Source organism: Acinetobacter sp. NS-4 (assembly GCF_037402435.1).
Lineage (GTDB): Bacteria > Pseudomonadota > Gammaproteobacteria > Pseudomonadales > Moraxellaceae > Acinetobacter.
In genome coordinates this window covers 1-13826 of the sequence record NZ_JBBEUE010000015.1, presented here as the reverse complement: position 1 = coordinate 13826, position 13826 = coordinate 1, and the positions used below count along the sequence as shown (strand labels likewise).

The 13826-nt window shown below is 44.5% G+C and carries 13 protein-coding genes; 9 read left to right on the top strand and 4 right to left on the bottom strand.

The genetic code is table 11. The features are described 5' to 3' along the window. Positions 1 to 106: 106 nt before the first annotated feature. Positions 107 to 874 carry a hydroxymethylpyrimidine/phosphomethylpyrimidine kinase gene (locus WAE57_RS11775; protein WP_337710759.1) on the bottom strand — a complete coding sequence of 256 codons (768 nt, stop codon included), beginning with the start codon at positions 872 to 874 and terminating at the stop codon, positions 107 to 109. A 101-nt stretch (positions 875 to 975) separates the two neighbouring features. On the opposite strand from WAE57_RS11775, the gene WAE57_RS11770 reads away from it, so the two are divergent. Continuing rightward, complete coding sequence (locus WAE57_RS11770) at positions 976 to 1620, top strand: HAD-IA family hydrolase (protein WP_337710758.1); 645 nt, start codon at positions 976 to 978, stop codon at positions 1618 to 1620. Between the two features lie 60 nt (positions 1621 to 1680). Here the strand turns inward: WAE57_RS11770 and WAE57_RS11765 are convergent, their stop codons facing one another. Next, on the bottom strand, positions 1681 to 2145 hold the full coding sequence (locus WAE57_RS11765; RefSeq protein WP_086197651.1) for an Lrp/AsnC ligand binding domain-containing protein: 465 nt from the start codon (positions 2143 to 2145) through the stop codon (positions 1681 to 1683). A 137-nt stretch (positions 2146 to 2282) separates the two neighbouring features. Here WAE57_RS11765 and WAE57_RS11760 point away from each other — a divergent pair, with 137 nt between their 5' ends. The 4 genes from WAE57_RS11760 to WAE57_RS11745 all read left to right on the top strand — a co-directional run bounded on the left by WAE57_RS11760 (position 2283) and on the right by WAE57_RS11745 (position 6687). Next, positions 2283 to 3542 (top strand): D-amino acid dehydrogenase, encoded by a 1260-nt coding sequence (locus WAE57_RS11760; protein WP_337710757.1) that lies wholly within the window; start codon positions 2283 to 2285, stop codon positions 3540 to 3542. Positions 3543 to 3578: 36 nt separating this feature from the next. Continuing rightward, entirely contained in the window at positions 3579 to 4676 is a 1098-nt protein-coding gene (gene alr / locus WAE57_RS11755) for an alanine racemase (protein ID WP_337710756.1), read from the top strand. Between the two features lie 51 nt (positions 4677 to 4727). Beyond that, positions 4728 to 5087, top strand: coding sequence for a RidA family protein (locus WAE57_RS11750; protein ID WP_337710755.1), 360 nt, complete (start codon positions 4728 to 4730; stop codon positions 5085 to 5087). Positions 5088 to 5226: 139 nt separating this feature from the next. Continuing rightward, on the top strand, positions 5227 to 6687 hold the full coding sequence (locus WAE57_RS11745; RefSeq protein ID WP_337710754.1) for an amino acid permease: 1461 nt from the start codon (positions 5227 to 5229) through the stop codon (positions 6685 to 6687). Positions 6688 to 6750: 63 nt separating this feature from the next. Here the strand turns inward: WAE57_RS11745 and hemJ are convergent, their stop codons facing one another. Both hemJ and WAE57_RS11735 read right to left on the bottom strand, forming a co-directional pair. Continuing rightward, positions 6751 to 7203 carry a protoporphyrinogen oxidase HemJ gene (gene hemJ, locus WAE57_RS11740; protein WP_301433012.1) on the bottom strand — a complete coding sequence of 151 codons (453 nt, stop codon included), beginning with the start codon at positions 7201 to 7203 and terminating at the stop codon, positions 6751 to 6753. A gap of 71 nt (positions 7204 to 7274) precedes the next feature. Next, positions 7275 to 8504 (bottom strand): beta-ketoacyl-ACP synthase II, encoded by a 1230-nt coding sequence (locus WAE57_RS11735; RefSeq protein WP_237788218.1) that lies wholly within the window; start codon positions 8502 to 8504, stop codon positions 7275 to 7277. Between the two features lie 280 nt (positions 8505 to 8784). Here WAE57_RS11735 and WAE57_RS11730 point away from each other — a divergent pair, with 280 nt between their 5' ends. From WAE57_RS11730 to fusA, 4 genes are all read left to right on the top strand, one after another. Further along, positions 8785 to 10209 (top strand): EcsC family protein, encoded by a 1425-nt coding sequence (locus WAE57_RS11730; protein ID WP_337710753.1) that lies wholly within the window; start codon positions 8785 to 8787, stop codon positions 10207 to 10209. Between the two features lie 178 nt (positions 10210 to 10387). After that, the gene (gene rpsL / locus WAE57_RS11725; RefSeq protein ID WP_004648013.1) at positions 10388 to 10762 is read left to right on the top strand and encodes a 30S ribosomal protein S12; all 375 of its coding nucleotides are present in this window, start codon (positions 10388 to 10390) and stop codon (positions 10760 to 10762) included. 179 nt (positions 10763 to 10941) lie between these two features. After that, the gene (rpsG, locus tag WAE57_RS11720; protein WP_004648014.1) at positions 10942 to 11412 is read left to right on the top strand and encodes a 30S ribosomal protein S7; all 471 of its coding nucleotides are present in this window, start codon (positions 10942 to 10944) and stop codon (positions 11410 to 11412) included. 131 nt (positions 11413 to 11543) lie between these two features. Next, positions 11544 to 13682, top strand: a complete 2139-nt coding sequence (gene fusA, locus WAE57_RS11715) for an elongation factor G (protein ID WP_086175354.1) — start codon at positions 11544 to 11546, stop codon at positions 13680 to 13682. The last annotated feature ends 144 nt before the right edge of the window (positions 13683 to 13826 follow it).

Genomic DNA, 13826 nt, shown 5'->3' with positions numbered 1-13826 from the left:
TATTGATACATGCTTTATTTTTCGGCAATAAATAGAAACAATGCAAAAACCTGAGATCATAGCCAAACCATGAGCAGATCATCAGGATGCAATATTGAAGATGGGTTTAAAAGCGTTTAGGGATTTTCTGGCCATTCGGCACCGGGGATTCTGCTTTTTTCAGTACGCCAAACAGCCAGGTTTCGGCATGGTTGACCGCCTGTTTTAAATCGTCCCCTTGTGCTAAACGGCCGGCAATAAAGCTGGCCAGCGAACAGCCTGAACCGTGATATTGACCTTCAAGGCGAGGACACCGGGTTTCAGATACCAGCTTGCCATCTATATATAAAGCATTACGGATATAGTCAGGGGTATCTTCATGGCCGCCTTTGACTAAAACAGCTTTAGCACCCATGGCAAAAAGTTTTGCCGTTGCCTGGTCAATATCTTCCACGCCGGTTAAGGCACGAAGTTCGACGGTGTTCGGGGTCAGCACAGTAGCCAGTGGAATCAGTTCCACAAAGGCTTTCACTAGTGTGGCTTGATCACCTAACGAGCCGCCACTATTGGCCACCAGTACTGGATCGAGCACATACAGATACTCAGGATGTTCACGTAAAAATTCAGCCAAAGCTGCAATATTGTCTGTGGTGCCTAACATACCGGATTTAACACATTTAATCGGTAAATCACCGACTACTGCATGGGCTTGAGCCAGCAATAACTCTTTGGAGGTTGCTTCAAAACCAAACACCTGCTGCGAGTTTTGAATGGTCAGCGCAGTACAGGCAATTGCTGCATGTGCGCCACTTTGGCCAATCGCTTCAATATCTGCCTGCAAGCCAGCGCCACCCGATGGATCTAAACCAGAAAAGCAAAGTACAGTAGGGCGCACAATGATGTCCTTAAATCACAAAATTTGCGTTAGTATAGGCAACTTTGAGCCAAGTCTCGATAGTATTTGTGAAGTAAAAATTTAAGTTGAAGGGTCGGTTGGTGATTAAGAATATTTTGATTGATTTAGATGGAACATTAACTGATCCAAAAGTGGGGATTACTACTTCAGCGCGTTATGGCCTGGCCAAAGTAGGTCATCCGATTGCCGATGACGTCAACATCGACTGGATTATTGGTCCACCTTTGCAGGCTTCTTTGGCGAAAATTTTAAATGTGCCGGTGGATGATGTTTTGGCTGAACAGGCCCTGATGGGGTATCGGGAGCGCTTTGCCGTGACCGGTTTATATGAAAATCATGTTTTTGAAGATGTGGCTGCAACTTTGCAAACCTTACAGCAAAAAGGTTTCCGTTTGTATTTGGCTACGGCAAAACCTCAAATCTATGCCAAGCAGATTTTAGAACATTTTGATCTGCTGCAATATTTTACTTATGCCTATGGCAGTGAGCTGAATGGTGAGCGTACCAATAAAGCGGAGCTGATTGCCTATATCCTTGAAAAGGGAAAGTTAGATCCGGCTGAATGCGTGATGGTTGGCGATCGCGAGCATGATATTTTTGGCGCTCGCAGCAATGGTATAGACACCATCGCAGTGGATTATGGTTATGGCTCTGATGCAGAGCTTACTCAGGCAAAACCTAAGGCGCGTATAGCCAAATTTTCCGATCTGCTTCAATTTTTTTGATCACTCAATACAAGCAATTAGTTCCCTGGGTATCTACTCTGAATCAAGCTTTTTCGGCTTTTAACGTAGATCCAGATAAAAACTTTCCTTCACTTCTTCCATGACAATGTAACTGTGTGAGGAAGCGGAGGAGGGAAGTTTTTTCAGCAGATCACCCAAAAGACGTCGATAGGCACTCATTTCTTTTAAACGTGCTTTCACCAGGTAATCAAATTCGCCTGAAATCAGGTGACATTCCAGAACTTCAGGAATTTCCACCAAATCACGTGCAACCTGATCAAACACATCGCCTGATTTGGCGGATAGTTTGATTTCTAAAAATACCAGCAAGTTGCGATCGACCAGTTGCGGATTCAGCCGCGCGTAATAGCCCATGATGATGCCATCGCGTTCCAGACGTTTGACCCGTTCCGAACAGGGGGTGGTAGACAGATTGACCCGAGATGCCAATTCGCTGATGGCAATCCGTCCATCGCGCTGCAAAATATCCAGAATCTGCTGATCTATACGATCCAATTTACGCATTATGATTTTCCTTTTTTTAGAATTTTTTCGCGACAAAACTATTAAATTACCTAGATTATAGTGCTTAAAACAGTGAAAAAAACTATCAATCAAAAAATATACTAGTGAAATAAACTAGTATGCGTTAGGGATAAGCAATGCGTGTAATTGTCTTGGGTAGTGGTGTAATCGGGGTTGCAAGTGCGTATTACCTCGCACAACAGGGAGCAACTGTTACTGTTTTGGATCGTCAGTCTGGGCCTGCTGAAGAAACCAGTTTTGCCAATGCAGGTCAAGTCTCGCCGGGTTATTCAACTCCGTGGGCAGCACCGGGTATTCCATTTAAAGCAGTCAAGTGGATGTTTCAGCATCATGCTCCGCTTGCCATCAATATGGATGGCAGCATGTGGCAATTACAGTGGATGGCGCAGATGCTCAAGAACTGCAATCCGCAAAGCTATGCGATTAATAAAGAGCGCATGACCCGGGTGGCAGAGTATAGCCGTGACTGCCTCAGAGAGCTGCGTAAAGATACTGGCATTCATTATGAAAACCGTTCTAAAGGCACTTTGCAAGTTTTTCGTAATGAAGCGCAACTAGACATGGTTCAACGTGACATTCAGGTGTTAAAAGAATGTGGTGTGGAGCATGAACTTTTGCTCAAAGATGATCTGGCCAAAGTAGAACCTGCTTTGGAATTTGCTAAAGATAAACTGGTCGGTGGCCTGCATTTACCGAATGATGAAACCGGCGACTGCTACCTATTTACCAATGCACTTGCAAACTTGGCCAAAGAGCTGGGTGTAGAGTTTAAGTTCAACCAAAACGTCGAAAAACTGGTGTTCGAAGGGGATGACATCAAGGGCGTGGTGGTAAATGGACAAGTCCTTACTGCAGACCGTTATGTGCTGGCTTTTGGCAGTTATTCACGTGACTTCCTCAAACCATTGCATCTGAACCTGCCGGTTTATCCGGTGAAAGGCTATTCACTCACCATTCCAATTGTAGATCCTGCATTTGCACCGCAGTCTACCGTGCTGGATGAGACTTACAAGATTGCGATTACCCGTTTTGATCAGCGTATCCGGGTGGGTGGTATGGCAGAACTGAGTGGTTTTAACCATGGCTTGAACCAGGATCGTCGTGCAACTCTGGAAATGGTTACCAAGGATTTATTCCCGGGTGGAAACCTGGCAGAAGCAACTTTCTGGACCGGTTTGCGTCCAATGACGCCGGACTCTACCCCGATTATTGGCGCAACACGTTTTAAAAACCTGTTCCTCAACACCGGTCACGGCACGCTGGGATGGACCATGGCCTGCGGTTCAGGCAAGCTCATCAGCGACCTGGTCATGAATCATCAACCAGACATCAGTACTGAAGGTCTATCTATCCAACGTTACCCTTCAGCAGCTTAATCTGTTTTAGGTCATATTGATTCAAGGAAGAACAACATGCCACGTCCCATTACTGCGGTGATTCATCGTCAGTCACTGCAGCACAATTTAAATGTTGCTCGTACCAAAATGCCGAATAGCCAAGTCTATGCGGTGGTGAAAGCCAATGCCTATGGTCATGGTATTGAGCGCGTCTATCAAGCTTTCAAATCTGCCGATGGTTTTGCACTGCTTGATTTGGCAGAGGCGAAACGCATTCGTGCTCTGGGCTGGAAAGGCCCCGTCTTATTGCTTGAAGGCATCTTTTCCGAGCAAGACCTGTTTGACTGTGATGAACTGAATTTGAGTTTCACAATTCATAGCCAATATCAGATTGAATGGTTAGCCCGATTCCCCAGACCAGCCCGGTTTGATGTTTACCTGAAAATGAACAGTGGCATGAACCGTTTAGGTTTTGCTGTCGAACATTACCGCGACATCTGGCAACAATTATCTCAACTGAATAATGTTCAAAGCATCACTCACATGATGCATTTCTCGGATGCTGATGGTGAGCGTTTAAGACGTGACGGCATTGAGCATCAATGCCAGTTGTTTGAGGCAATCACCCATGATTTACCGGGTGCGCGTTCAGTCAGCAACAGTGCAGCCATCTTACGCCATCCGCAGTTGCAGTCGGATGTAATCCGTAGCGGCATCATGCTTTACGGCAGTTCTCCAGATTATCCAAGCCATTCTATTCAAGACTGGAATTTGCAGCCTGCGATGAGTCTGCGTAGTGAGATCATTGCAGTACAACAGCTCAAAGCGGGTGATAGCGTCGGTTACGGCTCAAAGTTCATTGCTGAAACCGATATGCGTATTGGTGTGGTGGCTTGCGGTTATGCCGATGGTTATCAGCGTATTACCGCAACAGGTACGCCCATTTTAGTCGATGGTCAACGCAGCAGTTTGGTCGGTCGTGTCAGCATGGACATGTTGGCGGTCGATTTATCTCATCTCCCAAGTGCCCAAGTCGGTAGTGAAGTGGTGCTGTGGGGTACATCGAAACACGGCACTGTGCTCAGTATTGATGAAGTGGCGGCAGGTTCAGGCACGATTGGCTATGAGCTGATGTGTGCTGTCACTGCACGCGTCAATTTTATTCAAGATTAAATTTTAAAAAATCAGATCATTCATTCAATTCATTGATACAAGGAAATGTAGATGGCCCATAGCGATATAGAAAAGTTCAATAGCAACGCCGTCATGAGCGCAGTCACTGTGTTTAATCAGGTGGTGTATTTGTCAGGACAAGTACCTAAAAATACCGGTAATGGTGTCGCAGGCCAGACCCATGAAATTTTAGCCACTATTGATGAATTGCTGGCTTTGGCTGGAACCGATAAATCCCGACTGCTGTCTGCACAGCTTTATATTAAAAATCTCGCTGACTTTTCAATCGTCAATGCCATTTGGATTGACTGGATGAAAGGTTGTACTCCACCTTCGCGTGCCACCATTCAGGCGGATCTAGTCAATCCGGACTGGTTGATTGAAATTGCTGTAACGGCGGCACAGCCTTAATGTCAAAAATCTCCCCCGTATGGCAGCAAAGCGGTTGAGACCGATTTGCTGCCTGGCGTGTAAATGTCGCTGGTTGGGATGACTGGCAATGTAAAGCACATGGTTTACACGCAATCGTATGTTAAAAGGATGTTCAGTTATGACCACTACACCACGAGCAGACGATGCCAAGGCATCATCGCATGAACTACAACGAAAACTGTCCAACCGTCACCTGCAACTTATTGCCATTGGTGGCGCGATTGGGACAGGCCTGTTTATGGGCTCAGGCAAAACCATCTCCCTGGCTGGCCCTTCAATTTTATTGATCTATACGATCATTGGTACCATGTTCTTTTTCCTGATGCGCGCATTGGGTGAAATTTTACTCTCCAACCTGCATTACAAATCCTTTATCGATATGGCGCATGACCTGATTGGTCCGGGTGCAGGCTACTATATTGGCTGGTCATACTGGCTGGGCTGGGTACTGGTTGGCATTGCAGACCTGGCAGCCATTATCAACTATCTTGGCTTTTGGCTGCCTGACGGTATGGCCTTTACGCCATCAGGACAGGCCATGATCAGCGTGGCCTGCGTGTTGCTGGTACTTGGCATTAATATGCTCGCCGTACGTCTGTTTGGTGAAATTGAATTCTGGTTTGCGCTCATCAAGATTTTGGCCATTTTAGGGCTGATTGGTATTGGTGGCTTTATGGTGTTTAACCATTTTCATGCACCGGGTGGTTCGCTTGCCAGCTTTAGTAATGTCTGGTCGCATGGCGGCATGTTCCCGCAAGGTGGCAGCGGTTTCCTGGCCGGTTTCCAGATTGCCTTGTTTGCTTTTGTTGGAGTGGAACTGATTGGAACCATGGCAGCAGAAACCCAAGACCCTGAAAAGAACTTGCCAAAGGCGGTGAATGCCATTCCGACCCGGATTATTTTGTTCTATGTGTTGTCGCTGTTCATTGTGATGTCGGTGACCCCATGGAACCAGATTCCTGCGGATCAAAGTCCCTTTGTGTCATTGTTCATGCATGCGGGTATTGGTGCAGCAGCGATTATTATGAACCTGGTGGTGCTGTCATCGGTCATGTCCTCTATGAACAGTGGCGTGTTTTCAACATCACGCATGCTGTTTGGCTTGGCGAGAGAGGGGCAGGCACCGCAAAACCTGGCACAATTATCTAAGCGTGCTGTGCCTGCTAAAGGTTTATTGTTCTCTTGTGCCTTTATTATGGCGGGGGCAGCATTACAATACTTTGTACCGAACACGGTTGAAGCCTTTACCTTAGCAAGTTCGCTGTGCGTGATTTTGTTTATCAGTATCTGGAGCATCATCATGGTGTGCTATATCCGTTACCGTAAACTGCGCCCAGAACTGCATGCCAAGTCAACCTTTAAAATGCCGGGCGGGATATGGATGTCCTATGTGGTACTGGTGTTCTTGTTCTTTACTTTGATTATTTTAAGTCTGGAAGCCGATACCTTGCGTGCCCTGATGATCAGTCCGATTTGGCTGATTATTTTAGCCGTGACCTATCAGCTCCTGTATAAACCGCGGATGCGTAAACGTCATCAGGACATGCTGATGAAACGTAATCAGGAAATGTTGAACTAAGTTTCTCTCAGATATGGTTTTTGTCAGATGTAAAAAAGCCCTCGATTGAGGGCTTTTTGATGCTTAGAAGATCGGTTTAACCACCACTAAAATTACTACGGCAAATAAAATCAGCGTTGGCATTTCATTAAAGAAGCGCCAGAACTTGTGTGATTTGTAATGCGCATTGCCGATCAGTTTTTTACGGTAATAACCACAAACAAAATGATAAATTACCAATAATCCGACCAATCCGACTTTCAGGTAAAACCACAGTGCATCGTGGTAATGACGCGTTGCATCACCCCAATCCACCAAAAAGTGCGCGGTGATCAGTGTGGCAATCATGGAAGGCCACATGATGCCACGGTACAGCTTACGTTCCATGACTTCAAAACGCTGATGACTCACCGCATCTTCACTCATGGCATGGTAAACGTACAAACGTGGCAGGTAGAACAAGGCCGCAAACCAGCAAACGACTGCAATAATATGTAATGCTTTTACCCACAAGAAAGCATCAGAAGGAGCATCCATCCATTCACCCTTTTAAAGGGCAGTGTGGCAGAAGTTGATCATCCATGGCTGAATGATCAACACTTCTTAGCTTAGCCTTCCCATTTTTTGAAAACGAGACAAGCATTTACACCGCCAAAACCGAAACTGTTACTCATCACAGTATTCAATTTTGCATCACGTTTTTCAAGTACGATATCAAACGGTTTTGCACCTTCATCCAGTTCAGTCACGTTGATGTTTGGCGCAATAAAGTCATTTTGCATCATCAGGACAGAATAAATGGCTTCATGTACACCCGCAGCACCCAAGCTGTGACCGGTCATAGACTTGGTTGAGCTGATAGGCGGTACTTGGCCTTCACCGAATGCACGTTCCATGGCTTTCAGTTCAGTCACGTCACCTGCTGGAGTTGAAGTACCATGAGTGTTCACATAGTCAATCTTGTCAACCCCATGCTGTTTCGCTTCTTCCAGTGCCATCAGGATACAGCGTGTTGCGCCTTCACCGCTTGGAGCCACCATGTCTGCACCATCAGAGTTAGCTGCATAGCCCACTACTTCAGCAAGAATTTTTGCACCACGAGCTTGTGCATGCTCAAGTGATTCAAGCACCACAAAACCGCCGCCACCAGCAATTACGAAACCGTCACGGTCAGCAGAGTATGGGCGAGAAGCTTTTTCAGGGGTGTCATTGTATTTAGAGCAAAGCGCACCCATGGCATCAAACAACAAGCTTTGTGACCAATGATCTTCTTCACCACCGCCGGCAAGCATTAAATCCTGTTTGCCCAATTGAATCAGGTTATATGCATAACCAATCGCATCGGCAGAAGTTGCACATGCGCTGGTAATGGTATGCGCTACACCTTGCAGTTTGAATGCCACACCGACGTTTGCGGTAATGGTATTGGTCATGTTACGCGGCACAAAGAAAGGACCAACTTTACGCGCACCTTTGGTTTGCAATAGTTCGTTCATTTCAATGACAGAGGCGGTTGAACCACCACCTGAACCACCGGTAATACCGTAACGCGGGTTATTGGCTAAATCTTCAACTTGTAAACCGGCATGTTCAACAGCAGAAAGTGCCGAGTTGTAGGCATACATTGCACACACGCCCATGAAGCGTTTCAATTTGCGGTCAATGTTGTCAAAATCTTGTTCAGCTGCTGCACTGACATGGCTCTTAAAGTTTAATTCTGCATAAGTCGGGTTAAAACGTGTTCCAGAAACCCCGTTTTGTAAAGAATGAGTGACATCTTCTAAAGAGTTACCAATGCATGAGTTGATACCCATACCAGTGATTACAACACGCTTCATCTACAGATCCCTTATATGGTGATATTTTGAGTAAAGGCAGCTGATTCAGGGAGAAAACTAAAAACCTCAATCCAGCGCATTACTCATGTCTTTCGGTTGTATTCATGATAGCAGAAAGGTTTTTGAATTCTTATGGCAAATATTATGCCTATTTTGACAGTATGTATCTGTAATGTTTACCCAGAATAATTAACTAAAAGATACACATTAATATTGAGATAAACTTAGACTACACCTAGTATTTATCAATAATTGTAAGAATAGAAGATGAGGGTAAAGAATGACAGATACCAATAATAAACATTCAGGTGGATTCTTCTCAAATGCTTTGGGAGTGGCTAAAAAGATCAGTACAACAGGAATGAGTGTGCTGAATCATGCTGCTGCCGAACGTGCTGGCAAGGCCAATGGAGCCTTGAGCAATGGTCATGTCATTGAGGGAAGTGCCCGTTCTCAAAGCGTATTTGAATCCAGAAAATATGATAATCCTCAACAAATGATGCGCGAATATTTACCTAATGTATCGCGGCAATTGCTGGGTCGTCAGTACGGCAAGGTCAGTCGCGTGGCTAATTTTGTTTCACCGGATTTTTCAGACAAGGTATCGGACTATTTTTTTGAACATTTAAATCAATTTACTTCAAATCTGAGTTCTGTAGATGCCGTGCTGGATCAGGCCGGTGCAAAAGATTTACAGGAACTGACTCAAGATGTTGAACGTTCAAAACGTCTGAGCCAGGCTTTGGCTGAACAAAATAAATGGCTTGCCTCTATACAGGGTGCCGTGACGGGTGCTACAGGTGTAGTTGGCTCAGCGATTGACGTACCTTTGTCACTGCTGATGTCTCTACGCATGATTTATCAGGTGGGACGTGCTTATGGCTTTGAGCTGAACAAAGACACTGAACAGGATATTGTCCAGTTTGTGTTTAAACAAATCGACTTGGGGCAGATTGCTGAAAAACAGAGTGTATTGATGGCACTCAAAATAGTGTCCAATATGCTGCAAACCCATGACATCGCTCAATTGCAAAACATGCTAGGTTCCAGCAATGATAGCGAGTCACTGAAAAAATGGCTGGTCAATCAAAATGGTGAAATGAAATGGAACTGGTTGAATCATCTGCCAAAAGTTTCATTGATCAGTAAATTAACCCCGGTTGCAGGGGCGGGCATTGGCGCAGCATATAGCTGGAAACTGGTTGAAGATGTCAATCAGAAAGCACAGCAAATATTTTCCCATGCCAGAAGTTATTTGCAGCAGCATCAAGGAGCGGAGTTATCTCCTATTGTGGCTTATGAGAAATCTTTGGAGTTATTGGCACAGGCAACGCCAAGATTATTAAATCCCTTTACTAAAACTGATCTGAATGCCGAGCTTAAACTTGATCAAGACATAGCAGTGGAAGGGCATGGCACGATTGCCAAAGTAACTATTAAGAAGAAAGCAGATGATGCCATTGTGGATGATGAACGTAAAAGTGAGCGGGTAGAACAAGGATTAGAGTATTTGGCTGAACATATGGTTGAACCTCATGCACAGGTTGAACCGCAAAAACCAGCCATACCGGTAGATGAATCGGAAATAGATGAATATGCTCAGGCAGATGTTCAAGGAATTGATGTAGGCAGTGAGCAACTTGCTGCTTCTCAATCTGAACAAAATGAAGCAGCCAAGCCAACCAAGAAAAAAGTTACAAAATAGAGTGCAAAAAAGCCTAGGGTAACGTCTTTAAAAACGCAACTACTGACCTACATATAAGGAAGTGTTCGATATTTGATATGGCCTCGAATATTGACCATTTTTCTATCTTCGCTTACAATTGTGTGCCCTCAAAAAGTGGTATTTTTTTGAGGCTTTTTATTAACGGGAGAATTGCCAAATGGCAACAACAAATCAGTTGATCCGTAAGGGTCGTACGACTTTGATTGAAAAATCAAAAGTTCCTGCGTTGAAGGCTTGTCCACAACGTCGTGGTGTTTGTACACGTGTTTACACAACTACACCTAAAAAACCTAACTCAGCAATGCGTAAAGTTTGCCGTGTTCGCTTAACTTCTGGCTTTGAAGTATCAAGCTACATCGGTGGTGAAGGCCATAACCTACAAGAGCACAGTGTTGTGCTTATCCGTGGTGGTCGTGTTAAAGACTTACCAGGTGTACGTTACCATACCGTTCGTGGTTCTTTAGACTGCGCTGGTGTTAAAGATCGTAACCAGTCTCGTTCTAAATACGGTACTAAACGTCCTAAGAAATAATCTTTTTAGATTAACTTCTTAAGACCGTAGAACCGCAATCCTTTATCGTCTCGCTTGTCTGATTTCTGCATTTAATTTTGTAAAATTCAAGCGACGTGTAGTAAGGCCAGCGAACAGTACATGACACTTTGTACTCATGCTGGATAAACCTGAAGTGTCATATTTATAGGTGTATTAAAATGCCAAGACGTCGCGTAGTCGCTGCCCGTGAAATCCTTCCGGATCCTAAGTTCGGCAGCCAAACAATCGCTAAATTCATGAACCACGTAATGCAAGATGGTAAAAAATCTATTGCTGAAAGTATCGTTTACGGTGCTTTAGATCGCGTTCAAGAAAAATCTAAAGTAGACCCAGTTGAATTTTTCGAGACTACTCTTGAAAAAGTTCGTCCTATGGTCGAAGTAAAAGCACGCCGTGTTGGTGGTGCTACTTATCAAGTGCCTATGGAAGTACGCCCATCCCGTCGTACTGCCCTAGCTATGCGTTGGTTGGTAGATGCTGCTGCTAAGCGTTCTGAAAAAACAATGGCTTTACGTCTTGCTGGCGAGTTGCTTGATGCAGCTGAAGGTAAGGGTTCAGCGATTAAAAAACGTGAAGATGTGCACCGTATGGCTGAAGCCAACAAAGCCTTCTCTCACTACCGTTTCTAAGCGGATAAAACAGCCCCTATTCAGGAGGGTGGCAAACCAGTTTTCACTGTTTTGTCATCGAATCGCTTTAAGCTGCCTGGCAGCTTAAAGCGTCCTGTTTTAAACAACAAAATTTAGGAATGCAAGAAATCATGGCTCGTCAAACCCCTATTTCTCGTTACCGTAACATTGGTATTTCAGCTCACATCGATGCTGGTAAAACCACGACTACTGAACGTATCTTGTTCTACACAGGTGTATCTCACAAAATTGGTGAAGTACATGATGGTGCAGCAACAATGGACTGGATGGAACAAGAGCAAGAGCGCGGTATTACAATTACCTCTGCTGCTACGACTTGTTTCTGGTCTGGTATGGGTAAACAATTCCCAGAACACCGTATTAACGTAATTGACACCCCGGGACACGTTGACTTCACAATTGAAGTTGAGCGTTCTATGCGTGTTCTTGACGGTGCATGTATGGTTTATTGTGCTGTAGGTGGTGTACAACCTCAGTCTGAAACTGTATGGCGTCAAGCAAATAAATACCAAGTGCCTCGTTTAGCATTCGTGAACAAGATGGACCGTACTGGTGCAAACTTCTTCCGTGTTGTTGAACAAATGAAAACCCGTTTGGGCGCTCATCCTGTACCTGTAGTAATTCCAATTGGTGCTGAAGAAAATTTCCAGGGTGTTGTTGACCTGATCGAAATGAAAGCCATCATTTGGGATGAAGCATCTCAAGGTATGCAATTCGAATATGGTGATATTCCTGCTGACCTTCAAGCAACTGCTGAAGAATGGCGCACCAACATGGTTGAAGCTGCGGCTGAAGCATCTGAAGAATTGATGGATGAATACCTAAACAATGGCGATTTGACTAAAGAGCAAATCATTGCTGGTATTCGTGCGCAAACTTTGGCTTGTGAAATCCAACCAATGCTTTGTGGTACAGCGTTCAAAAACAAAGGTGTTCAACGTATGTTGGATGCTGTAATTGAATTCTTGCCATCACCGACTGAAGTTAAAGCAATCGAAGGTATTCTTGACGATAAAGCTGAAACTAAAGCGACTCGTGAAGCATCTGACGAAGCTCCGTTCTCTGCGTTAGCGTTCAAAATCATGAACGACAAATTCGTAGGTAACTTGACTTTCGTACGTGTTTACTCTGGTGTGCTTAAACAAGGTGACCCAGTTTATAACCCAGTTAAAGCGAAACGTGAGCGTATCGGTCGTATCGTGCAAATGCACGCAAACGAACGTCAAGACGTTGAAGAAATTCGCGCTGGTGACATCGCTGCATGTGTAGGTCTTAAAGACGTTACGACTGGTGATACACTGTGTGATGAGAAAAACATCATTACCCTTGAGCGTATGGAATTCCCTGAGCCAGTAATTTCTTTAGCTGTAGAGCCTAAGACAAAAGCTGACCAAGAGAAAATGTCTATCGCACTTGGTCGTTTGGCGAAAGAAGATCCATCGTTCCGTGTTCGCACTGACGAAGAATCTGGTCAAACAATCATCGCGGGTATGGGTGAGCTTCACCTTGACATCCTTGTTGACCGTATGAAACGTGAATTTAACGTTGAAGCGAACATTGGTAAACCAATGGTTGCTTATCGCGAAACGATTAAAAAATCGGTTGAGCAAGAAGGTAAATTCGTACGTCAAACTGGTGGTAAAGGTAAATTCGGTCATGTGTATGTTCGTTTAGAACCTATGGATGTTGAAGAAGCTGGTAAAGAATATGTATTCGCTGAAGAAGTTGTCGGCGGTACTGTACCTAAAGAATTCTTTGGTGCGGTTGACAAAGGTATTCAAGAACGTATGAAGAATGGTGTATTGGCTGGTTACCCTGTTGTAGGTATCAAAGCGACACTATTCGATGGTTCTTACCATGATGTCGATTCTGACGAATTATCGTTCAAAATGGCGGGTTCTTATGCCTTCCGTGATGGTTTCATGAAAGCGGATCCTATCCTTCTTGAACCAATCATGAAAGTTGAAGTAGAAACTCCAGAAGACTACATGGGCGATATCATGGGTGACTTAAACCGTCGTCGTGGTATGGTTCAAGGTATGGATGACCTTCCTGGCGGTACTAAAGCGATTAAAGCTGAAGTTCCACTTGCTGAGATGTTTGGTTACGCAACTTCTATGCGTTCTATGTCTCAAGGTCGTGCAACTTACTCTATGGAATTTGCTAAATATGCTGAAACTCCACGTAACGTGGCTGAAGGCATCATTTCTAAATTCCAGTCTGGCGGTAAAAAAGGTGACGACGAGTAATCTTTCGATTACTATAAGCCCAAACTAATTCATAGTTAAAAACCAAAATCACTTATGGAGCTAACCCTCCATAAGTAGTTTAATAAGGAAGATCTCATGGCTAAGGCTAAGTTCGAACGTAACAAACCACACGTAAACGTGGGT

Bases quoted from the DNA above. Each gene is read 5' to 3' on its own strand.
- WAE57_RS11765 (WP_086197651.1), bottom strand. From the start codon at position 2,145: ATGCGTAAATTGGATCGTATAGATCAGCAGATTCTGGATATTTTGCAG.
- WAE57_RS11760 (WP_337710757.1), top strand. From the start codon at position 2,283: ATGCGTGTAATTGTCTTGGGTAGTGGTGTAATCGGGGTTGCAAGTGCG.
- alr (WP_337710756.1), top strand. From the start codon at position 3,579: ATGCCACGTCCCATTACTGCGGTGATTCATCGTCAGTCACTGCAGCAC.
- WAE57_RS11750 (WP_337710755.1), top strand. From the start codon at position 4,728: ATGGCCCATAGCGATATAGAAAAGTTCAATAGCAACGCCGTCATGAGC.
- WAE57_RS11745 (WP_337710754.1), top strand. From the start codon at position 5,227: ATGACCACTACACCACGAGCAGACGATGCCAAGGCATCATCGCATGAA.
- hemJ (WP_301433012.1), bottom strand. From the start codon at position 7,203: ATGGATGCTCCTTCTGATGCTTTCTTGTGGGTAAAAGCATTACATATT.
- WAE57_RS11735 (WP_237788218.1), bottom strand. From the start codon at position 8,504: ATGAAGCGTGTTGTAATCACTGGTATGGGTATCAACTCATGCATTGGT.
- WAE57_RS11730 (WP_337710753.1), top strand. From the start codon at position 8,785: ATGACAGATACCAATAATAAACATTCAGGTGGATTCTTCTCAAATGCT.
- rpsL (WP_004648013.1), top strand. From the start codon at position 10,388: ATGGCAACAACAAATCAGTTGATCCGTAAGGGTCGTACGACTTTGATT.
- rpsG (WP_004648014.1), top strand. From the start codon at position 10,942: ATGCCAAGACGTCGCGTAGTCGCTGCCCGTGAAATCCTTCCGGATCCT.
- fusA (WP_086175354.1), top strand. From the start codon at position 11,544: ATGGCTCGTCAAACCCCTATTTCTCGTTACCGTAACATTGGTATTTCA.